Source organism: Sphingobacterium populi (genome assembly GCF_001586775.1).
In the GTDB taxonomy this organism is placed as follows: domain Bacteria; phylum Bacteroidota; class Bacteroidia; order Sphingobacteriales; family Sphingobacteriaceae; genus Sphingobacterium; species Sphingobacterium populi.
The window spans coordinates 81,775-103,289 of record NZ_LQXS01000006.1 but is presented as its reverse complement, the minus strand read 5'-3'; the positions used below and the strand labels follow the sequence as shown (position 1 = coordinate 103,289).

General features: G+C 42.9%; 15 protein-coding genes. 11 read left to right on the top strand and 4 right to left on the bottom strand.

Going from position 1 to position 21,515, the window contains the following annotated elements; all coding sequences use genetic code 11:
• The first annotated feature begins 43 nt into the window (after nt 1–43).
• From A0125_RS13900 to A0125_RS13890, 3 genes are all read left to right on the top strand, one after another.
• Complete coding sequence (locus A0125_RS13900) at nt 44–1,219, top strand: acetyl-CoA C-acyltransferase (protein ID WP_066757560.1); 1,176 nt, start codon at nt 44–46, stop codon at nt 1,217–1,219.
• A gap of 27 nt (nt 1,220–1,246) precedes the next feature.
• Complete coding sequence (locus A0125_RS13895) at nt 1,247–3,031, top strand: acyl-CoA dehydrogenase family protein (RefSeq protein ID WP_066757557.1); 1,785 nt, start codon at nt 1,247–1,249, stop codon at nt 3,029–3,031.
• A gap of 381 nt (nt 3,032–3,412) precedes the next feature.
• The gene (locus tag A0125_RS13890) at nt 3,413–5,020 is read left to right on the top strand and encodes an ABC-F family ATP-binding cassette domain-containing protein (protein ID WP_066757554.1); all 1,608 of its coding nucleotides are present in this window, start codon (nt 3,413–3,415) and stop codon (nt 5,018–5,020) included.
• A 72-nt stretch (nt 5,021–5,092) separates the two neighbouring features.
• Here A0125_RS13890 and prfB read toward each other — a convergent pair.
• Nucleotides 5,093–6,179 (bottom strand): peptide chain release factor 2 gene (gene prfB, locus A0125_RS13885; protein WP_156472559.1). Its coding sequence is split into 2 segments (ribosomal slippage): nt 5,093–6,118 and nt 6,120–6,179, totalling 1,086 coding nucleotides; the frame shifts between segments, so codons are not numbered across the junction.
• Between the two features lie 154 nt (nt 6,180–6,333).
• On the opposite strand from prfB, the gene A0125_RS13880 reads away from it, so the two are divergent.
• From A0125_RS13880 to A0125_RS13865, 4 genes are all read left to right on the top strand, one after another.
• A complete protein-coding gene (locus A0125_RS13880) occupies nt 6,334–7,959 on the top strand; it encodes an ABC1 kinase family protein (RefSeq protein ID WP_066757551.1) in 1,626 nt (541 codons plus the stop codon).
• A 171-nt stretch (nt 7,960–8,130) separates the two neighbouring features.
• The gene (gene pgi / locus A0125_RS13875; RefSeq protein WP_066757548.1) at nt 8,131–9,777 is read left to right on the top strand and encodes a glucose-6-phosphate isomerase; all 1,647 of its coding nucleotides are present in this window, start codon (nt 8,131–8,133) and stop codon (nt 9,775–9,777) included.
• A 123-nt stretch (nt 9,778–9,900) separates the two neighbouring features.
• On the top strand, nt 9,901–11,508 hold the full coding sequence (locus tag A0125_RS13870; RefSeq protein ID WP_066757545.1) for a M20/M25/M40 family metallo-hydrolase: 1,608 nt from the start codon (nt 9,901–9,903) through the stop codon (nt 11,506–11,508).
• A gap of 251 nt (nt 11,509–11,759) precedes the next feature.
• Nucleotides 11,760–13,880 (top strand): carboxy terminal-processing peptidase, encoded by a 2,121-nt coding sequence (locus A0125_RS13865; RefSeq protein ID WP_066757538.1) that lies wholly within the window; start codon nt 11,760–11,762, stop codon nt 13,878–13,880.
• Nucleotides 13,881–14,052: 172 nt separating this feature from the next.
• Here A0125_RS13865 and A0125_RS13860 read toward each other — a convergent pair whose 3' ends face one another.
• A complete protein-coding gene (locus A0125_RS13860; protein ID WP_066757535.1) occupies nt 14,053–15,138 on the bottom strand; it encodes a tetratricopeptide repeat protein in 1,086 nt (361 codons plus the stop codon).
• 131 nt (nt 15,139–15,269) lie between these two features.
• Here A0125_RS13860 and A0125_RS13855 point away from each other — a divergent pair, with 131 nt between their 5' ends.
• On the top strand, nt 15,270–16,550 hold the full coding sequence (locus tag A0125_RS13855; RefSeq protein WP_066757533.1) for a replication-associated recombination protein A: 1,281 nt from the start codon (nt 15,270–15,272) through the stop codon (nt 16,548–16,550).
• A gap of 5 nt (nt 16,551–16,555) precedes the next feature.
• On the opposite strand, the gene A0125_RS13850 is transcribed toward A0125_RS13855, so the two are convergent.
• Complete coding sequence (locus A0125_RS13850) at nt 16,556–17,470, bottom strand: nucleotidyltransferase family protein (RefSeq protein ID WP_066757530.1); 915 nt, start codon at nt 17,468–17,470, stop codon at nt 16,556–16,558.
• 241 nt (nt 17,471–17,711) lie between these two features.
• Here A0125_RS13850 and A0125_RS13845 point away from each other — a divergent pair, with 241 nt between their 5' ends.
• The gene (locus A0125_RS13845) at nt 17,712–18,359 is read left to right on the top strand and encodes a carbonic anhydrase (protein ID WP_066757527.1); all 648 of its coding nucleotides are present in this window, start codon (nt 17,712–17,714) and stop codon (nt 18,357–18,359) included.
• Between the two features lie 53 nt (nt 18,360–18,412).
• On the opposite strand, the gene A0125_RS13840 is transcribed toward A0125_RS13845, so the two are convergent.
• Nucleotides 18,413–19,678: a hypothetical protein gene (locus A0125_RS13840; RefSeq protein ID WP_066757525.1), complete on the bottom strand. Its 1,266-nt coding sequence runs from the start codon at nt 19,676–19,678 to the stop codon at nt 18,413–18,415.
• 20 nt (nt 19,679–19,698) lie between these two features.
• On the opposite strand from A0125_RS13840, the gene A0125_RS16675 reads away from it, so the two are divergent.
• Together A0125_RS16675 and A0125_RS13835 are read left to right on the top strand one after the other, a co-directional pair.
• Complete coding sequence (locus A0125_RS16675; protein WP_156472563.1) at nt 19,699–19,767, top strand: hypothetical protein; 69 nt, start codon at nt 19,699–19,701, stop codon at nt 19,765–19,767.
• A gap of 52 nt (nt 19,768–19,819) precedes the next feature.
• Nucleotides 19,820–21,490, top strand: coding sequence for a glutamine--tRNA ligase/YqeY domain fusion protein (locus A0125_RS13835; RefSeq protein WP_066757522.1), 1,671 nt, complete (start codon nt 19,820–19,822; stop codon nt 21,488–21,490).
• The last annotated feature ends 25 nt before the right edge of the window (nt 21,491–21,515 follow it).

The following is a 21,515-nucleotide window of genomic DNA, read 5'->3' as shown; positions in this document are numbered from 1 at the left end:
GTACTAAACGCCGAAAAGTCGATCATTTAGTAGAATAATAATCATGGAAGCATATATTATAGCAGGTTATCGCACCGCAGTAGGTAAGGCACCGAGAGGCGTATTCCGTTTTATGCGCGCAGACGAATTGGCAAGTGAAGTCATTCAACACATGGTGTCTACCATTCCTAATCTGGATGTGGCGCAAATAGATGATGTAATTGTGGGCAACGCAACACCCGAGGCCGAGCAAGGTCTAAACATTGCGCGAATGATCTCATTGATGGGATTAAATACAGACAAAGTACCCGGAGTTACCGTCAATCGGTATTGCGCTTCGGGGTTGGATACCATTGCGACTGCAGTCGCAAAAATTAAAGCTGGTATGGCAGATTGCATCATCGCAGGAGGTGTAGAAGTAATGTCTGGCATGCCGATGGGCGGCTGGAAACTAGCTCCAAATCCCAAAGTTGCCAAAGAAAATCCAGATTGGTATTGGGGAATGGGCCTAACGGCAGAAGCAGTAGCCAAAGAGTACAATGTATCTCGCGAAGATCAAGATGTATTTGCATTGGAGTCACATCAGAAAGCTATTGCAGCGATTAAGAATGGTAATCTAAAAGATGGTATTGTCCCGATTAAGGTAACAGAGAATTACTTGAAAGATGACAAAATCACCTCACGAGATTATGTAGTAGACACCGACGAAGGCCCTCGTGCAGATACGTCTTTAGAAGTATTGAACAAGCTAAAGCCAGTATTTGCAGCAGATGGCGTTGTGACGGCTGGAAATTCTTCCCAAACCTCCGATGGCGCAGCTTTTGTGCTCGTCGTGTCAGAAGCTAAACTTAAAGAGTTAAACGTCGCACCGATCGCTAGGATGGTGAGTTATGGAGTAGCTGGAGTACCACCGCGTATTATGGGTATCGGGCCGATTTATGCCATTCCCAAAGCATTGAAAATGGCTGGATTAAAAAAAGAAGATATCGATTTGATTGAACTCAATGAAGCTTTCTCTTCGCAATCCCTAGCCGTTATCCGAGAATTGGAATTGGATCAAAGTAAGATCAATGTAAATGGAGGCGCCATTGCCCTCGGCCATCCACTAGGATGTACAGGAGCAAAACTCACCGTACAAGTGCTGAACGAAATGAAGCGTCGCCAAAATAAATATGGCATGGTCACAATGTGTGTCGGCTCTGGACAAGGAGCGGCCGGTATATTCGAAATGCTATCCTAAAATGTTCCAACGATAAACTATACAGATATGAGCAATAATAGCGCAATCAAGGGCGGAGAATTCGTGATCCGCGAAACATCTTACCAAGATGTCTTCATCCCCGAAGAATTCGATGAAGAAGCGAAAATGATACGCCAAACCTGCACTGACTTCATCAACTCAGAAGTCATGACAAATTTAGACCGTATTGATAAGCAAGAAGACGGTCTAATGCAGCAATTACTTAATAACGCAGGCGAATTAGGTATGCTTGGAGTATCTATTCCAGAGCAATACGGTGGTTTTGGAAAAAACTTCAATACCTCTATGCTTGTGGCAGACGCAGTCGGTGGAGGGCACAGCTTTGCCGTCGCAATTTCCGCACATACCGGTATTGGTACTTTACCAATTCTCTATTATGGAAATCAAGCACAAAAAGACAAATACATTCCAAAGTTAACGACCGGAGAATGGAAAGCATCTTATTGTCTTACGGAGCCCAATTCCGGTTCTGATGCTAATTCTGGACGAACCTCCGCGAAATTAAATGCCGAAGGTACACACTACATCATTAACGGGCAGAAGATGTGGATCACCAATGGTGGGTTTGCAGATATATTTATCGTTTTCGCCAAAATAGACGATGATAAAAACTTAACCGCATTTATCGTAGAACGCGAATTCGGAGGAATTACGATGAATCCGGAAGAACATAAACTTGGTATCAAAGGATCTTCCACACGGCAAGTCTTTTTTAATGATTGCGCCGTACCAGTCGAGAATATGCTTTCAGAGCGCGAGAATGGGTTCAAGATCGCTGTTAATATTCTGAATATTGGTCGTATCAAGCTTGGCGCATCAGCGATTGGCGCATCACGTTCCGTGATTCACGCTTCTGTTCGCTATGCCAATGAGCGTGTACAGTTCAATTTGCCAATCTCCAAGTTCGGAGCGATTCGGTACAAATTGGCAGAAATGGCCACTCGACTGTACGCTAACGAAAGTGCGGCTTATCGTGCCGGCCAGAACATTGATGATGCGTACGATGCATTGATCGCCGAAGGCATGGACGAAGCCAAAGCCAAATTGAAATCCGTAGAACAATTTGCTATTGAATGTGCCATAATAAAAGTATGGTGTTCCGAAATGCTTGATTATGTAGTCGATGAAGGAGTACAGATTTATGGAGGAATGGGCTACTCCGCCGATGCACCAATGGAGCGTGCGTACCGTGATGCACGAATCAATCGAATTTTTGAAGGAACAAACGAAGTAAATCGCCTTCTAGTTGTCGATATGTTGTTGAAGCGTGCGATGAAGGGTGAATTGGATTTGATGGGGCCTGCAACTTCAGTCGCCAACGAGTTAATGGCAATCCCCGATTTCGGAGCAGACGATGACACGCCATTTGCGGCAGAAAAGAAAATCATTGCCAACCTGAAAAAGACAGGCTTATTAGTTGCTGGCGCTGCGGTACAAAAGCTCATGATGTCTCTATCAAAAGAGCAAGAGATCCTGATGAATATAGCAGATATTATTGGTTACGTCTATGTCGCCGAATCAGTGCTGTTGCGCGTAGAGAAAATTTATCATACCAAAGGCGAAGAAGCGGCTCAGTTGCCAACCGACATGGCGCGGGTCTATCTACATTCTATCGTAGATAAAGTGCAGATCGCAGGTAAGGAAGCGTTAAATTCATTTGCCGAAGGTGATGAATTGCGAATGATGCTAGTCGGATTGAAGCGTTTTACTAAGGTTGAACCGTTTAATATCAAAGAAGCTCGTCAACGAATTGCCCGAAAGCTCATTGACGACAATAAATATCCCTTCTAAAGTGATATAACATTATTATTTTGCACACACTAATAATTAGAATACCCAATGGTTAGCTCCCTGTTCGCAGGGAGCTTTTTTGTGGCTTACATTAGCCTTTGAGATCAGCAAAAAAGAAAAAACAGGCGGCATTAATTACAGAAATGTCTCTTTTATATATCATCCATCACCATCCGTATTATTTTTTGGGGACTGATGATTTTAATAGTCAGATCTCGCTTATTTAACAAAAAAAGATACTTTTACCAAAGTTTTCACTAAAATTGTACTTTATCCGCCAAAAATAAGAGTCTATGTAATTCCTAATTTCTGCCAAACACTGATGTATTTAATGCGCGCAATGTGTCGCCGCCTTTTCGTATCCAGTAAAAAAAAGAAATTATGCTCGAATTACAGAATATCACTTATATCCTGCCGAATGGCAGTATGCTGCTATCGGCAGCAAATCTCACTTTACAATCTCGACAAAAAATAGGTATCGTTGGCAGAAATGGAGCTGGTAAATCCTCGCTATTTCGCTTAATCACTGGAACAATCACGCCTCAAGAAGGGCAGATTATTTGTACCGCAAATGAAATCTATATCGTTCCTCAAAACTTTGGGCAATTCGACCAGATGACGGTCGCACAGGCCTTAGGAGTAGATGCCAAAATCAATGCTTTGCGCGCTATACTGGCTGGTAGCGCCTCCGAAAAACATTATGATGTTTTGCAAGATGATTGGACTATCGAAGAGCAAGCCGTACATGCACTGATACGCTGGAAGCTATCGCCCGATATCTTAGATGCTCCAATGCATCGGCTAAGTGGCGGAGAAAAAACAAAGATTTTTCTGGCAGGTATAGCAATAGGTAAGCCCGACTTGATCTTGCTTGACGAACCTACAAATCATTTAGATCAGTGGGCACGCGAACAGCTGTATCTTGAAGTGAAAAGATCTAACAGCTGCTGGGCGATCATTAGTCACGATCGTATGCTGCTGAACCAAATGGAGCGAATCATCGACCTCGATGCAGGGAAGCTAACCAATTATACTGGAAACTATGCACATTATCGCGCGCAACGCGATGCCCAAGCAGAAATGTTGCAACAACAGATCGAGCAACAGCAAAAAGAGCTACGTAAAGCAAAACTGGTGCAAAGAAAAACGCTGGAGCGTCAGCAGCGTAGCGACGCGCGAGGGCAGCAAAAACAGGAGCGGGCAGGCGTTGCTCGCATTATGATGAATACATTGCGAAATAAGGCGGAACAGAGTACGTCAAAAACCAAAGAGGTACATGCTGATAAAATTGATCGTTTACAAAGCTCATTGAAAGATTTGCGAACAGATCGAGTGGATAATTCTGCTATCAAAGTAGTTTTTGACCCTGCTAAAGTACATAAGGGTAAACTGCTTTTCGAAGCGAAGCAGTTGCAATTGCGGTATAATGACGTACCGCTTTGGACGGAGCCAGGCATTGACTTTCGCATCACAAGTGGAGATCGTGTACATATTATCGGGCTCAATGGATCTGGAAAATCGACTTTGTTAAAGCTATTTTTGGGCAGGTTAGAGCCGAATGGCGGGCAAGTATATCGAGCAGAAAGCAGCATTTTATATTTGGATCAAGATTATACCGCTATTAATCCCACTGAAAGCGTGCTGGAACAAGCACAAGAAAGTAATTTGCATGGCTTAGAGCAGCACGAGGTCAAGACGCTTTTAGCCAGGCACCTGTTTTATGAGTACGATTGGGACAAACCTGGCCAAGTGTTGAGCGGAGGCGAATGCATGCGTTTGCTTCTTTGTAAGATGGCGATTCGGCAAGAAGCTCCAGATGTATTGGTATTGGACGAACCAACCAATAATCTAGATCTCTTTAGTCTTGAAATTTTAACTGATGCCATTCGCGATTATAAAGGTACGTTGATAGTGGTATCGCACGATGCATCGTTTGTTGGTGAATTGGCACTTACGAAAACACTAATGCTATGCCTTAATGGTTCTTAAATAAGCATCTCCAAAGGTGAAATATGCCCAAGCCCAGCGCTTGGGCATATTTGATAGGAACAAGAGCAGAAGTTAGGAGCCGCCAAATTCCATTAAGTAAGCCTTTAGGAATGGATCGAGATCACCGTCTAATACGGCTTGCGTATTAGATGTTTCGACGCTAGTGCGTAGATCTTTGATCAATTTGTAAGGATGTAATACATAATTACGTATCTGCGAGCCCCATTCTATTTTCTTTTTTGAGCCTTCAATGGCAGCGCTAGCTTCTTGGCGTTTTCGCATCTCGATCTCGTACAATTGCGATTTTAGCAAGCGAAGAGCATTCTCTTTATTCTGTAATTGCGAGCGCGTTTCCTGATTTTTGATAATGATACCCGTAGGTTTGTGATGTAGGCGCACCGCAGTTTCTACCTTGTTCACATTCTGTCCGCCAGCACCGCCCGCACGAAAAGTATCCCATTCTATTTCGGAATCTTTTACATCGATCTCAATATTATCGTCCACCAAAGGATATACATATACCGAGGCAAAGGAAGTATGTCGTTTGGCGTTGGAATCAAACGGAGAGATGCGCACCAAGCGATGAACTCCATTCTCACCTTTTAAGTAACCATATGCAAAATTGCCTGAAAATTGCAGAGTTACTGATTTGATACCGGCTACATCACCTGCTTGATAATCTTGTTCAGTGACTTTGCAGCCATGTTTTTCGCCCCACATGATATACATGCGCATGAGCATGGCTGCCCAGTCGCAACTTTCTGTTCCGCCTGCTCCAGCCGTGATTTGTAAGATCGCATCTAACTGATCTTCTTCAGCACTAAGCATGTTTTTAAACTCCAGTTCAGCGACACTTTCCAGTGCTATTTGATACAATTCATCTAGCTCCTGCTCGCTAGCATCACCACTTTGGAAAAAATCGTACATTACCGCCGTATCATCTACCGCGGCAGATACTTCGTCAAATTGATCTGTCCACACTTTCGTGTTTTTGATCGACAAAAGCACCTTTTCGGCTGCTTTACTATCGTCCCAGAAGTCTGGCCGTAGCGTAATTTCTGTCTCTTCTTCTACTGATTTTTTTCGGACATCGATGTCAAAGATGCCTCCTCAGGGATGTTACACGATCCCTCAAGTCTTGGATTTGTTCTTTTGTCATAATCACAAAAGTAACAATTGCTGGCACGTTTTCTCCTTTTAAAGGTCGAATTAAGTATGTCAATTTACAGCAATACACTAATTCTTGCCGACATAAACCGAATAGATGTACGAAGTATTAATTAACTTTAACTGAACGTTAAAAGTCGGCAAGCATGGAAACTCCATTTAGAAATCAATCTTTAAAAATTAAACGTACCGTCAGATTGACGCAAATTTTGGCAAAATATGGGTTTCAAGATTTACGAGGAAAGTACAGCTCTTCGGCAGCGTCGGACGAATTATCATCTGAAACAAGTGAATTGGCGTCGCCTTATAAGCGCATTCGCCTCGCGATCGAAGAATTAGGGCCTACATTCGTTAAATTTGGTCAGACGCTTTCCTCAAGGGAAGATTTGTTGCCAAAAGAATTGATTGTCGAGCTTAAAAAACTGCAAGACCGTGTCCCTACGCAAGAATTGGATATTCGCACTTATCTAGAGGACGAATTGGGAATTGATGTAAACGATCATTTTACCGAAGTTCGTGATACACCAATAGCTTCTGCTTCTATTGCACAGGTATACGAAGCATCGCTAAGGAATGGAGATCAAGTTATTTTGAAAGTGAAACGCCCACACATTAAGGAAACGATAGATTCAGATTTGTTGATACTAAAAGATATTGTCCACTTTTTATCTAATTACTTCGACAGTATTCGCAAGATCAATTTAGAGTATATCTTACACGCGTTCAAAAAAACACTGATGGAAGAAGTTTCTTTTATTAACGAAACTAAAAATATTCAACAGTTTGCTCAAAATTTTCGCGGTAGTGAACACATCAAATGCATGAAAGTTTACGAAGATTACAGTAACGACAATCTGCTGTGTATCTCTCGGATTTCAGGTGTTAAAATCAACGATGTGGAAAAAATAAAATCCTTTGGGTTGAGCGTAAATACGATAGTGGATCGAGGCTTGGATGCTTTCTTGACACAAATCCTTTATCATGGATTTTTCCATGCCGATCCGCATCCAGGCAATATACTGGTTAACTCGCAAGGTCAGATTACATTTCTGGACTTGGGCGCAGTCGGTACTATGTTGCCATCAGATAAGCTGCTATTGGAGGATTTTGTTAGTTCTTTCATTGCAAAAGATGTAGATAACATCATCTACATCATCAAAAAGATGGCCGTTCATATCGAAATTGAAAATGAAAAAAACTTAAAAAGAGAAATATCAGCGCTCTTGGAAATGGCAAACGCTAATTCGCTAGCCAGCATCGATACCAAAGTGTTCTTCTCCAAATTTTCGAATATTTTAAATGAGAATAACATCATCATGCCCGACCATATTTATCTCCTGGTGAGAGGTATTGTATTGATGGAAGGGATTGGGCGGGAGTTGCTTCCGGATATGAATATTGTAGAGAAACTCAAGCCATACGTTGATGACATGATCAAAAAAAGATTGTCTATGGAGCATATACAATCTCAATTGATGAGAAAACTACAAGAAAGTTATCACCTGCTCGATCAAGCTCCCCATAACTTGCGCGTTATCGCACAAAAGCTAGAACAAGGGGATTTGTCGATTGTTGTACAAAGTCAAGAACTAAAGAATATCCAAAAACAATATAAGAAAAATCAATCAACCAGTCGGTTACTTGCCATTGGATGCGTTTTTTTTTATTGGCGGATGCCTACTATCGGGCGGTCATCATTTTTTGATCTTCGGATTGCCAATAATCTCGTGGTTAGCTTTTTTTGTAGGGCTCGCTTTTATGGCATACGCTAAAGTTAGAAATCTAAAAATAGACTAGTTGGCTTGACCGTAAATTAGTGTACTTTGCTAAGCATATCAAAAACACCTTGTCTTTCCACGATAAGCGTAGTATATTAGTTGATATTTCTCTTGGCAGAGGATCTCAACTATCTTAATAGAAACACATTTAATATTATCCGACATATGTTGCCAAAAATAAACTTTACAGAGACGGCTTCTTACAAATACCTCGTAGATCACTATATTGATCTCAATACACATTCATTGAAAGATCTTTTTGCAGAAGATGCTGAACGTTTTGAAAAATTCTCCATTCACTTTGGTGATATTTTATTGGATTATTCCAAAAATCGCATCAATGATGAAACAAAAGCATTACTGATCCAGTTGGCGCGAGAGTGCAAATTGGGCGATGCCATAAAAGCGATGTTTTCTGGCGAAGCCATCAACGAGACGGAGGGCAGGCCAGTTTTGCACACGGCATTGCGCAATCGCAGCAATAAACCTGTGCTAGTAGATGGTCAAGATGTTATGCCGCAGATAAATGATGTTTTGGCACAGATGAAAGCATTCTGCGAGCAGATCCATTCGGGCAGTTGGAAAGGTTTTACGGGCAAGGAGATCACCGATGTCGTCAATATCGGTATTGGCGGTTCAGATCTTGGACCTGTTATGGTAACCGAAGCGCTAAAGCCATACAAAACGCATCTTGATACGCACTTTGTATCCAACGTGGATGGGACGCATATCGCCGAAGTTCTCAAAAAAGTGAATCCTGAAACAACCTTGTTCCTGATTGCTTCGAAGACTTTTACTACGCAAGAAACTATGGCTAATGCTAATTCGGCGAAAGACTGGTTCTTAGCCGCAGGAGCATCACAAGCTGACGTTGCCAAACATTTTGCGGCATTAAGTACCAATGCCAGTGCCGTGGCAGACTTTGGTATTGATACTAAAAATATGTTTGCTTTCTGGGACTGGGTTGGCGGCCGTTACTCATTATGGTCTGCTATTGGCTTATCCATTGCATTGAGCATCGGATTTAATCATTTTGAAGAGCTTTTAGCTGGTGCGCATGAAACTGATGTTCATTTTCAAGAAACCGACTTTGAAGAGAATATTCCCGTTATCCTAGCGTTGCTAGGAGTTTGGTACAACAATTTCTTCCAGTCAGAAAGCCACGCAATCCTGCCTTACGATCAATATTTACATCGGTTTGCGGCTTACTTCCAGCAAGGCGATATGGAAAGTAATGGCAAATACGTGGATCGTAACGGCGCGCGTGTTGAGTACGAAACAGGTCCAATTATTTGGGGTGAGCCTGGCACCAATGGTCAACATGCTTTCTATCAGCTGATTCATCAAGGTACTAAATTAATTCCTTGCGACTTCATTGCGCCGGCGGTATCACACAATCCGATGGGAAATCATCACACACTTCTTTTATCAAACTTCTTCGCTCAGACAGAAGCCTTGATGAACGGGAAGGAAGAAGATATCGTCGTAGCAGAATTGCAAAAGGCGGGCAAATCGGAGGCAGAGATTGAGAAATTGAAAGCCTTTAAAGTATTCGAGGGTAATCGTCCAAGCAACTCATTCTTGATCAAGAAAATTACGCCACATACCTTGGGTGCCTTGATCGCACTATACGAGCACAAGATTTTTGTGCAAGGCGTGATTTGGAACATATTCTCTTTCGATCAATGGGGGGTAGAATTAGGTAAACAATTGGCAAATCAGATCTTGCCAGAGCTAAATAGCGAAGACGTCATCACTTCGCACGATAGTTCGACGAATGGATTGATAAATCAGTTCAAAAAGTGGCGTTAAGAATAGAAATATTGTAAAAATTAGGACACAATGATCTAAATGTGGTCACTATTTCCGAGTTTTAGGACGAACTCATGATTAAAAACATGAGTTCGTTTTCATTTAAGCCCAAATATTAGCATTATGAATAGCTTTAAAGAGTGCAGTTTTGTAATACACGGTTTGTTTATTGCGGTCGCAACAACTTCGTTAGCCAACCCATCTTTTGGGCAAGTTCAACAACTTCGTCAGCAGCAAGAAACCGTTGTCAGCGATCCAATTATTCAGCAAATTGTTGATGAAGCGAATAACAATTCGCAGCTGGAAGATTTAGCTTTTGAACTTTTGGATGTGGTGGGACCACGTTTGGTGGGTACGCCGCAGATGACTAAGGCGAATGACTGGACTGTTGAGAAGTTTCAGAGCTGGGGCATAAAGGCCGAAAAACAGCAGTTTGGCGAATGGCATGGTTGGGAACGTGGCATATCGCACATCGATATGGTACACCCTCGCGTCAAAACTTTGGCCGGCACTCAATTAGCATGGAGCCCAAGCACCAATGGCAAAGCAGTAGAAGCAGAAGTAATTGTACTGCCCGAGTGGAAAGATTCGCTAGATTTTCGAAGCTGGTTGCCAGCTGTGAAAGGCAAATATGTGATGATCTCGCAACCACAATTAACAGGACGACCGGACTATAATTGGAAGGAATATGGCACGCCAGAGTCCATCGATCGCATGAACGATCAGCGTATAAGCTTGATCAAAGCATGGGAAGAAAATATTGCTAAAACAGGATTCTCGGCCAATTCTCTACCATCAATTCTAGAAGAAGCCGGTGCTGTTGGTATCCTGACCAGCTTTTGGTCATGGGAGTTTGGTGCAAATAAGATATTTGGTGCTCGCTCTAAAATGGTGCCGTCGCTAGATATCTCACTAGAAGATTACGGCATCTTGCATCGCCTGGCAGCGCGTGGACACAAGCCGCGAATCAAAGTAGAGACATCATCTAAATCGCTCGGCATCGTACCTTCCTTTAATACGATTGCAGAAATAAAAGGTACTGAGTTTCCAGATGAATATGTAATTCTTTCCGCTCATCTGGACTCCTGGGAAGGAGGTTCTGGTGCTACAGATAATGGTACAGGAACAATTACGATGATGGAAGTTGCTCGTGTACTCAAAAAAATCTTGCCAAACCCGAAACGAACAATTTTGATTGGATTATGGGGAAGTGAAGAGCAAGGCTTGAATGGTTCGCGCGCTTTCGTTATTGATAATCCCGATATTGTAGAAAAAACACAAGCTGTGTTTAACCTTGATAATGGTACAGGTAGAGTAGTGAATATCGATGGTTCGGGGTTTGTGCATTCGTACGATTATATCGGTCGTTGGCTATCGGCGGTCCCAACAACTATAACAAAAGAAATTAAAACTAATTTTCCAGGTAATCCGGGCAGCGGCGGTTCAGATCACGCTTCTTTCGTGGCGGCCGGTATTCCAGCTTTTATGTTAAGTTCGCTATCGTGGGGTTATTTTAGCATCACTTGGCATACCAATCTTGACACCTATGATAAGTTGGTGTTCGACGATTTGCGGAGCAATGTCATTTTAACAGCAACGATGGCCTACAAAGCGTCAGAAGAACCAGAATTAGTCAATCGTGAGCAACGCGTAATGCCTGCAGGACGAAATGGACAGCCAACTGCTTGGCCTGCCATCCGTCAGCCACGACGCACAGGCGTCGGGTATTAATTGGCTTACATGGCTGTTCAAAAATAGAAGAACAGCCTTTTAAATATCCGAATGAAGTATGTGTGTAGCTTTGTAGCTTCGCCATTCGTTAATAAATCTTAAAAAGAGAATTACTTGGTCGATAATTCTTTAAATTTACAGACTAATCTACTCTACACATCGCAAATGTTTCCTATCTTGGTGAAGCGGAAAGTATGAAATAGATCCGGATTTTAATTCTTAGAATGATACATTTAAATCAGACAATAAATATGTTTAAACAGTTATTAGTTTCGTTGGTGTTAGTGTCGGTGTTGGCCTGTGGATCGAAACCTAGAGTTAGTCTGAATCAAGAAGAAACCTTAAAGCCATCGGCGCAGCATGAGGTGATTGCCAAGGAGGTGGCAAATATATTGGAAAATATCAGTTATAAGAAGGTTGCCATGGGCGACTCGCTGTCCAACATCGTATTTAAAAATTTGTTGAATAGCGTGGATATGGGCAAGGTGTACCTTTTGCAATCCGATATTGACGATTTCGAGCAATTTCGCAATTCCATCAGTCAGGATTTTAAAGATGGCGATTTGTCTGCTCCGTTTTACATGTTTAACCAATATGCAAAACGCTATATAGAAAGCATGGAGTACGCGCTTTCTCAGGTCGATGTGGAGCATGATTTTACTGTAGAGGAAGAATACATTAACAATCGGGAGAAGCTAGGCTGGTTCAAGACGCAAGATGAAGTAAACGACCAGTGGCGCAAGCGCGTGAAGTATGATTTGCTAAATCTAAAGTTGATTGGTAGTGATACCACTAGCATGGAAAAACACAAAGATGTATTGCGCTCGCGCTATAAGAACTTGATTTCGCAGGCCAAAAAAATTGATTCCAATGAGGTGTTTCAAGTCGTGATGGGTTCGCTTACCGATGCGGTTGATCCACATACCACATATTACAATCCATTCTTCGCACAGGCCTTCAATGAGAGTATGTCCAACACATTAGAAGGTATTGGAGCGCAGCTAATGATGGAAAACGAAACCGTTAAGATTACGGATATCATTGCAGGCGGACCTGCTTTTAAAGACAAACGACTTAAAATTAATGACCGAATAATTGGTGTAGCGCAAGGTGATGGCGAATTCGAAGATATTATAGGATGGCGATTAGATGCGGCAGTGTCGAAAATCAAAGGGCCAAAAGGTACAGTAGTGCGATTACGCGTGATCCCTGCAGGCCAAGATTTAACAGCGCAGCCAAAAATCGTTGAACTAACGCGTGATAAAATTGTATTGGCCGAAGGCTCGGCCAAATACGAGATCAAAGATGTGAAGGGAGATGATGGCGCCAACTACAAAGTAGGAGTAATCAGTTTACCGAAATTCTATATTGACTTTGAGGCATTGCGTCGCCGTGATCCAAATTATAAAAGTGCCACGCGCGATATTCGGTATATCTTAGATACATTGAAACAAAAGGATGTACAGGCAGTAGTACTCGATTTGCGAAATAATGGCGGAGGATCCTTGCAGGAAGCGATCGAGCTAACTGGTCTGTTTATTGACCAAGGTCCCGTTGTACAAGTTAAAGATGTGCGTAATCGCGTAGAGATCAATAGCGACCGTGAGCCAGGAGTTTCTTGGGATGGTCCGTTGGGTGTGATGGTCAATAGATTCTCCGCTTCGGCTTCCGAAATCTTCGCTGGTGCAATTCAGGATTATGGACGCGGCGTGATCTTAGGTTCTACGACCTTCGGTAAAGGTACGGTACAGTCTGCCTTAGATATGTCGCGCTTTATCAGTACGACGAGCCGTTTGCTGCTCAAAGCATCGGACGCGAGTGAAAGTAAAAAGAATGAAAACATTCCGGCAGGTGCGCCGGAGTTTGGCCAAATCAACGTGACCATGGGCATGTATTACCGAGTTAGCGGAAGCAGTACACAGCACAGAGGTGTCGAAGCAGATGTGTCATTCCCATCTCAATTCTCTGCTGATAAATTTGGTGAAAGTTCAGAGCCGGCAGCATTGCCTTGGGATTCGATCAAAGCAGCGCCTTTCAAAAAGGTAGCAGATCTGAATAGCATCAATAAAACACTGAATGAAAAACACCAAAAGCGTATTGAAAAGTCGCCAGCATACGGATTTCTGCTGGAGGATATCAAAAAGTTCAACGAGGAGGATTCTATTCCAAAAGTAAGTTTGAACGAAACCAAGTTGCAAGCAGAACGGGATAAATTCAAAAAAGAGAATCGTGAGCGAATCAATCAGCAACTCAAATATTTGGGTATGCCACTATGGGAAGAAGGTAAGCCGCAGCCACAGCACGAGTTTGACTTTATATTGGATGAAAGCTTGACGGTAATGACGGACTATATCCGACTGAGTGAGAAATAACAATTAATTCCGATAAAGTATTAATCAGATTTCTGATGAAAACAAATGGTCGTAAGCTATAGCTTACGACCATTTGTTTGTTTTGTGGTATGAGATGCAGTAGCAATTGCTGCCGTTTTGTTTCTACGCTTCGCGCGAGGACGGGCTCGACAAAAGCTTACATCCAAATAACTTAAAAAAGCTTCTCGCGCAATTTCCAATATTGTGTCAACTCCTCCTTGGCTTCTTTGAATTGAGATAAAGCGATATGCGCTTCCCCTTTTTTATCGTGTATCGCTAACTGAAGGAGGGGATCTTGCTCTTCGATAGCCAACTTTTCGGCTCTAGCAAATTCAGCCAAAGCTACCTTGTAGTTTTTTTGCGCCAGTTTAGACGATGCAAGCATGTACTCTATTTTGCCGAGCTCGCGGCGAAAATTGCTGCTAGCAGCCAGGTCGCGAGCCTGGATCAAAAACCACTGCGCTTCGGTGTGTTTGTCGTGCATCTGATAGATGGCTGCCAACAGTTGCCATGCCAGCACCTTACTTTGTCGATCTTTGGCACGATTGTACAACGGAATGGCCTTACGAATGATCGAGTTCTCAGCAAGTTTATAATCTTTTAGATATGCCTGAACTAATGCAATTTTTGTATAAGCATGTGCTTGGTCTACAATCGAGCTTCGCCGGTCCAATTTTGCTAGTAGGCGCTCTTGTAGGCTTGCCGCCTCTCGATAATTGTGATTGTATAGATATACATCTGCCAGATTACGTTGAAGATCCGAGAAGTCACTTTCTAGCATGCCCGTATGATTCAGCTCCACTGCGCCGATAAGCAAACCTACTGTTTGAGGTACATAATGCTGATTGAGCGACAGCCAGGCATACTCATTCATCAGAGCAGCTGCGAGCGCTGTGTTGCCCAATGAAGTTTCTTGATTGATAGCCTTATTCCACTCTTCGGTCGTGCTTGGCAATGTCGCGTAATACTGCTGAACCAAATACCTTTTACTGGTAAACCGAAATTCGGTGAGTAGATCCTCAAACTGCATCGCGCGTTCGATCGAGTCTTGGAATGTCCTTTTCTCGGCATACTCATCGATTAGAATCTCACTTTCAGTACGCGGTGGAGGAAGAAAATAGACCTTCGGTCCAATCCCATCAAACGTGGGATTGTATTTGGGATTTGAATCCGTAGCCGGCTTTGCCGATTGGGCCTGTGCGCCACAAAGGATGCCAAGCGATCCTACCGTGACAACTAACTTCTGTATGTGCTTCATCGTTCTAAGCTAAGATACAAAAGTATTGAGTAAGTTGATGTCTTTTCGCGATAAACAGAAAACGGAATCCGGAGGAAATCTGTTAACTTAGTCAGCAGGCATTACTAAGACTAAAATACAAGGCAGAGCCTATGGCAACGAAGATACCTCTAGCAGAGCGCATGCGCCCCAAAAATCTTTCCGACTATATCGGTCAAAGTCATATTGTCGGCGAAGGCGCAGTGCTTTACAATGCAATTCAACAAAAAAATATCCCTTCCATGATATTGTGGGGGCCTCCAGGAGTGGGCAAAACCACACTGGCGCTACTTTTTGCGAAAGAGATTGATCGGCCATTTTTTAGCCTGAGCGCCATTCAATCGGGTGTGAAAGAAGTGCGTGAAGTGATCGAGAAAGCACGCCAACTTTTTGAGTTCAATCAAGAGCAGCCGATTTTATTTATTGATGAAATTCATCGTTTCTCCAAATCGCAGCAAGATTCGTTGCTGGGAGCTGTAGAGAAAGGTTTGGTTACTCTAATCGGCGCTACCACCGAGAATCCTTCTTTCGAAGTCATCAGTGCACTATTGTCCCGATGTCAAGTTTATGTGTTAGAATCGCTTTCGGAAGAGCAGTTGGTAGCTATTATTCAGCATGCATTGACCACCGACGATACACTGCTAGAGCAGCAGCTCAAGATCACAGAGTATGAAGCTTTGCTGCGCCTCTCTGGCGGAGATGCCAGGCGGTTGCTCAATGTACTGGAATTAGTTGCTCAGGCCGCACATCAGCAAAAAGCAATCATTGACAATGATTTTGTGCTAAAGCAGGTGCAGCAGAACATGGCGCGCTATGATAAGACAGGCGAGCAGCATTACGACATCATTTCAGCTTTTATCAAATCTATTCGTGGTAGTGATCCCAATGCTGCCGTGTATTGGCTCGCGCGAATGATTGCTGGAGGTGAAGATCCAAAATTTATCGCAAGACGCCTGCTGATTCTGGCTTCTGAAGATATTGGTAATGCCAATCCAAATGCGTTATTGCTAGCGAATAATTGTTTTCAAGCTGTTAATGTGATTGGCTGGCCAGAGTCGAGAATCATTTTGTCCCAAACGGTGACCTATCTGGCTAGCTCTGCGAAGAGCAATGCGGCGTACGAAGCGATTAATCAGGCGCAAGCCTTAGTAAAGCGCACGGGTGATTTATCAGTGCCATTGCATTTGCGCAATGCGCCCACCAAACTGATGAAAGAGCTGGATTATGGAACAGAATACCAGTATGCCCACGCATTTCCAGGCAATTTTGTAGATCAGGAATTTATGCCAAATGAGCTGTCTGGAACAAAACTATATGACCCCGGCCACAATGCGGCCGAGGATAAAGTAAGGCATTCTCTGCGCGAAAAATGGAAAAGTAAATATAAGTACTAATCCGATTAGAATAACTTAGCAGGATAAGTGCCGTTTTTGATTAACTCAGAAATACTTTCCTGTACGATGGGTTTGTCTTCTTTGTATGTCACGCCAAACCATTTGGACGAAGTCGGAATGACTTTAAAATTTGCCAAACCTTGCTTTACCATATAATCAGGGATCGTTGGGATGAAGAATTCTGCCTTCGGATTGTCCGCATTTTTGGCGACAAAATCTGGGAATAGATCTTGAAGCACGTTGAATATATGTGGCGTGAAACCCCAAAAGTTCATTGATACACGCGTGTCGAATGGAAGCTGATGTTTTTCTCCCTCTTCTTCGAATACGATAATGTTCGAGTCATCGTCGCCTTTTGCGTAAAAGATATTAGTACGCTCGGTGACCGATTGCATATTGCCAGCCGAATCCACTTCACACACGCCACGAGAAACATAGCCATAATCAGACATGGTGTTACCCAATTGGAACCCCATCGATGCCATATTGCTGTTCGTTGCGTCTTCTGTTAGAAATTTGGCCATCTTGTCATACGCATCAAAGCCATAGAAATCATCCGCATTGATTACACAGAAGTTTTCTTGAACCTGTTCTTTGGCAGACATCACGGCGTGCGCCGTACCCCACGGTTTTGTACGTTCGATCTCACGATCAATCCCAAAACGGCGTAGATCAAAATTCTGGAAAGCGTAAGCAACCTCAATTTTGCCCTTGAGTTTTTCGTCAAAGGTACTGCGCATTACGTCTTCAAATTCTTCACGAATTACGAAAACCACTTTGCCAAAACCGGCACGAATAGCATCATAAATAGAATAGTCAATAATAGTTTCCTTATGAGGGCCAAAGCCATCAACCTGTTTAAGAGAACCATAACGGCTAGCCATTCCGGCTGCAAGTACTACTAGTGTGGGTTTGCTCATATTATGACGCTATTTCGTTTTTTAAATGTTATCTTTCACTGAAAGCAGCCCAAAGATAGAACATTCTCGCGGGACATATAAATTTTGTTAATTTTCGCCAAGAAAAGCATCGTGTCATATGTATCACTATTTTTGGCGAAAATTTTGCTAGGTTAATGCAAAGGGAAGTCAACTTTTGCAGGGTCGATGGCGATTGTAAATGAGAGTAATGTAAACTTAGATAGCTAAAAAACAACATATTATGAAGAATCAAGCTTTAGAGCAAAGCTTCAATGAAATTTTGGAGGGTAATAAAGGCTGGGTAGATTTTGTCAGTAAAGACACAACCGGCAGATTTCAGCAATTAGCAAAAGGGCAAAGTCCAGAAATTCTGTGGATTGGTTGCGCCGACAGTCGTGTGCCTGCCAATGAGATTACAGGTCGTAAGCCAGGAGAAGTATTTGTACATCGGAATATCGCCAATATGTGCGTGCACTCGGATATGAGTATGCTCTCGGTGCTAGATTATGCGGTAAATGTGTTGAAAATTAAGCACATTATCGTAGCTGGTCATTATGGTTGTGGTGGTGTAGCGGCGTCATTAAGCAGAAAACAATTCGGTATTATCGACAACTGGTTGTGTCACATTAAAGATGTATATCGCTTGCACGCCGAGGAAATTGACGCTATTAAGGATGAAGAAAAGCGGGTCGATCGATTAGTTGAACTAAATGTAAATGAGCAAGTTTTCAACTTATGTACTACTTCTATCGTGCAAAATGCTTGGAAAAATAACCAAGATCTGGCTGTACATGGTGTCGTGATCAATATCGGAACAGGTGAATTGGTAGATCAGCAGTGCACTTTTGAATCTAATGATGAGCTAGGTAAAGTATTTGCCTACCAATAGGCTTAAAATAAGCCATTCAAAACAAACAAAAGCGGCCTAAGGCCGCTTTTTCATTATCTCCGTATCTCACCCGCCTGTGTGATAGCAATACCATAAGGATCAGCAAATTGATCTAGTATCACTGCAAATTCGCCGCGCGTAATGGCACTTGCGGGATCGTACTCGCCTTCAAAATGAAATTTCTTTTGCCAATCTTCCGTGATCTGTCTGTTTACCTCTTGACCACGCGTGGCCAGAAACGTCACCAATTCAATTGCATCTTTCCACAATAGTTCTTCACCATCATGCTCCATAAACCAAAGTTGGCTTCGAGAATATAATGCATTGAGCACTGTACGAATCTCCGCATACAGCACTTCTCTTTGAGGATCAAACATATTTTGTTCGATAGCGAACAATCCAGTTAGATAGATTTTCTGTATGCTTTTAAAATGTGGGTTTTCTGTGGCAACATCCAACACGGGCAACAGTCTGCTATGATAAGTCAGTAACTCGGATTGTAACTTGCGAAGATCTATTTTATCAATTGTAGTCTTGAAAAAGGTAACGTAAGCTGCGGTAGCGCCAATAGCTTGTGCATAATGCATGCGCAGCGGAATATTTCCTGCCGAAGGTTCGAAAGCGCTTAATGCTTGCAAAGAGAAAAAATTGTTTTTAACCGATCCGAATAATTCTGGAGCGGTCAGTGAGTAGATCTTTCCATGATCTTCACCTATCGCTAATGTGGTGCGAGGTAAATTCTGAGTAGCACTTTCCAGAAAACCGGCCTGACCGGTTTGAGCTTGTCCGCGATCCTGTTCTGGGATCCTGATTACGAGTTCTTGCTTCGTCGAAGCGTCTATTACAGCGCGAAAATCATAACGTTTACGATCATTTAATTGTACTTGCCAACCTCTTTTGCCTAAGGAAATCTTTTTGATGGTGGTGTTTTCTACTAAAGTCAGGTTTGGTAGTTTTGCTGCGATTCGCTCTGCCGCTATCCACAATTGTCCTGCTGCGATATGTTTTTTTATTTCAACAGCCACGCTATCACTTGGCGTTTTGTGGTCGGCCATTTCCATCAGGAGTTTCATCCAGATGCCGCCATCCAATGAGTAATTTTTAGTGAGAAGCCAGTCTTCATCTTGGTTCATCGTAGCTTGCGCTTCGTGCGGAATAACCCACAGCGTGGGCACATTGGAAAGGGCGGCTTGTACAGCGGCGGCATACGCCTCCACGCCGCCTCCATATACCAACAAAGTAGGTTTTGATTTGCGTTGCGCAAGCAATAAAAAAGGAAAGAGTAATAAGAATAACAAGAAAAGGCCAACCTTTGTCATGGATTTTATATTAGGAAGAAATAAAGTTCACCATAAATGCCGGCTTATTCAAATATGGAAAGGTATTTCCACAAAGTATTACAAGCTGATTTCGTCGTTTACGTGTAGCAATTATACCGAGGAATTACCTAAATTTGCAGCATGTTAGAGGAAGAAAAATCACTGAATTTTATTGAGGAAATCATAGAAACTGATTTGAGTGAGGGTAAGAATGATGGTCGCGTATTGACCCGTTTTCCGCCCGAGCCCAATGGATATCTTCATATTGGCCATGCCAAGTCGATCTGTTTAAACTTTTCTATTGCGAAAAAATACAACGGACAGACCAATCTACGTTTCGACGACACTAATCCGCTTACCGAGGATACCGAATATGTAGAAAGCATAAAACGCGACATTCAGTGGTTGGGCTTTCAGTGGGCAAATGAATTGTACACTTCTGATTATTTTGATCAGTTATACGCTTTCGCGGTCGAGTTAATACGCAAAGGATTGGCTTACGTGGATGATAGCACGGCCGAAGAAATTGCGGCTGGGAAAGGCACTCCAACAGAACCGGGCGTACCTACGCCGTATCGTGATCGTTCGATCGAGGAGAATTTGCAATTGTTTCAGGAAATGCGCGATGGCGTATATCCAGACGGTGCAAAAGTATTGCGTGCAAAAATTGATTTGGCAAATCCAAACATGCACTTGCGCGATCCCTTGTTATATAGAATCAAGCATGCGAACCACCACCGTACAGGCGATAAGTGGAAGATCTACCCGATGTATGATTTCGCGCACGGTCAATCAGATGCGATTGAGAAAATCACGCATTCGATCTGTACGTTGGAGTTTATTCCACATCGTCCATTATACGATTGGTTGATCAATAAATTAGAAATCTTCCCGTCCAAACAATACGAGTTTTCACGCCTAAATCTGAATTACACGGTGATGAGTAAGCGTAAGCTGCTTCAACTGGTCAACGAAGGTTTGGTAGAAAGTTGGGATGATCCGCGTATGCCAACTATTTCGGGATTGCGCCGTCGTGGTTATACACCGGCGAGTATTCGCAACTTCTGTGAGCGCATCGGTGTACAAAAGCGCGAGAATATGATCGATGTAGGTTTGTTGGAATTCTGTATCCGCGAGGATCTTAATAAAACAGCCTGGAGACGTATGGCCGTGATCGATCCGATCAAATTAGTCGTAACCAACTATCCAGAGGGAAAAGAAGAAATCTTAGTTGGTGAGAATAATCCAGAAGTAGAAGGAGGAGAAGGCTCACGCGAGATTCCATTCTCCCGCGAGCTGTGGATTGAGCGCGAAGATTTTATGGAGAATGCGCCAAAGAAATTCTTCCGTTTGGGTCCTGGTTTGTCAGTTCGCCTAAAACATGCGTACATCGTAGAATGTCATGATTTCGTGAAAGACGAATCCGGAAAAGTAACCGAAGTGCATGTGAACTATTTGCCAAACTCCAAATCTGGAGAAGATACCTCTGGTCTGAAAGTGAAAGGAACCATTCATTGGGTATCTGTACCACATGCCAAAACGGTGGAAGTACGTTTGTACGATCGCTTGTTCCAAGACGAAAATCCTGCGGCCGCAGAAGATTTCCGTGCATCGATCAACCCAGATAGTTTGCAAATTGTAGAGCAAGCTTACGTGGAGCCAGATCTGGCGAATGCTGAACTGGGCAGAGGATATCAGTTTATCCGGATGGGATATTATACTTTAGATACTAAATCTACACCAGAGCACTTGGTTTTCAATCGCACGGTGACGCTGCGCGATTCTTGGGCTAAGGAAGTGAAAAAAGGATAAGAAAAACAAAAGAGCGGATCATGAG

Coding starts and splice junctions, on each gene's coding strand:
- A0125_RS13855 (WP_066757533.1), top strand. CDS start 15,270: ATGGCAACGAAGATACCTCTAGCAGAGCGCATGCGCCCCAAAAATCTT.
- A0125_RS13865 (WP_066757538.1), top strand. CDS start 11,760: ATGTTTAAACAGTTATTAGTTTCGTTGGTGTTAGTGTCGGTGTTGGCC.
- A0125_RS13860 (WP_066757535.1), bottom strand. CDS start 15,138: ATGAAGCACATACAGAAGTTAGTTGTCACGGTAGGATCGCTTGGCATC.
- A0125_RS13870 (WP_066757545.1), top strand. CDS start 9,901: ATGAATAGCTTTAAAGAGTGCAGTTTTGTAATACACGGTTTGTTTATT.
- A0125_RS13850 (WP_066757530.1), bottom strand. CDS start 17,470: ATGAGCAAACCCACACTAGTAGTACTTGCAGCCGGAATGGCTAGCCGT.
- pgi (WP_066757548.1), top strand. CDS start 8,131: ATGTTGCCAAAAATAAACTTTACAGAGACGGCTTCTTACAAATACCTC.
- A0125_RS13835 (WP_066757522.1), top strand. CDS start 19,820: ATGTTAGAGGAAGAAAAATCACTGAATTTTATTGAGGAAATCATAGAA.
- A0125_RS13845 (WP_066757527.1), top strand. CDS start 17,712: ATGAAGAATCAAGCTTTAGAGCAAAGCTTCAATGAAATTTTGGAGGGT.
- A0125_RS13895 (WP_066757557.1), top strand. CDS start 1,247: ATGAGCAATAATAGCGCAATCAAGGGCGGAGAATTCGTGATCCGCGAA.
- A0125_RS13900 (WP_066757560.1), top strand. CDS start 44: ATGGAAGCATATATTATAGCAGGTTATCGCACCGCAGTAGGTAAGGCA.
- A0125_RS13890 (WP_066757554.1), top strand. CDS start 3,413: ATGCTCGAATTACAGAATATCACTTATATCCTGCCGAATGGCAGTATG.
- A0125_RS13880 (WP_066757551.1), top strand. CDS start 6,334: ATGGAAACTCCATTTAGAAATCAATCTTTAAAAATTAAACGTACCGTC.
- A0125_RS13840 (WP_066757525.1), bottom strand. CDS start 19,678: ATGACAAAGGTTGGCCTTTTCTTGTTATTCTTATTACTCTTTCCTTTT.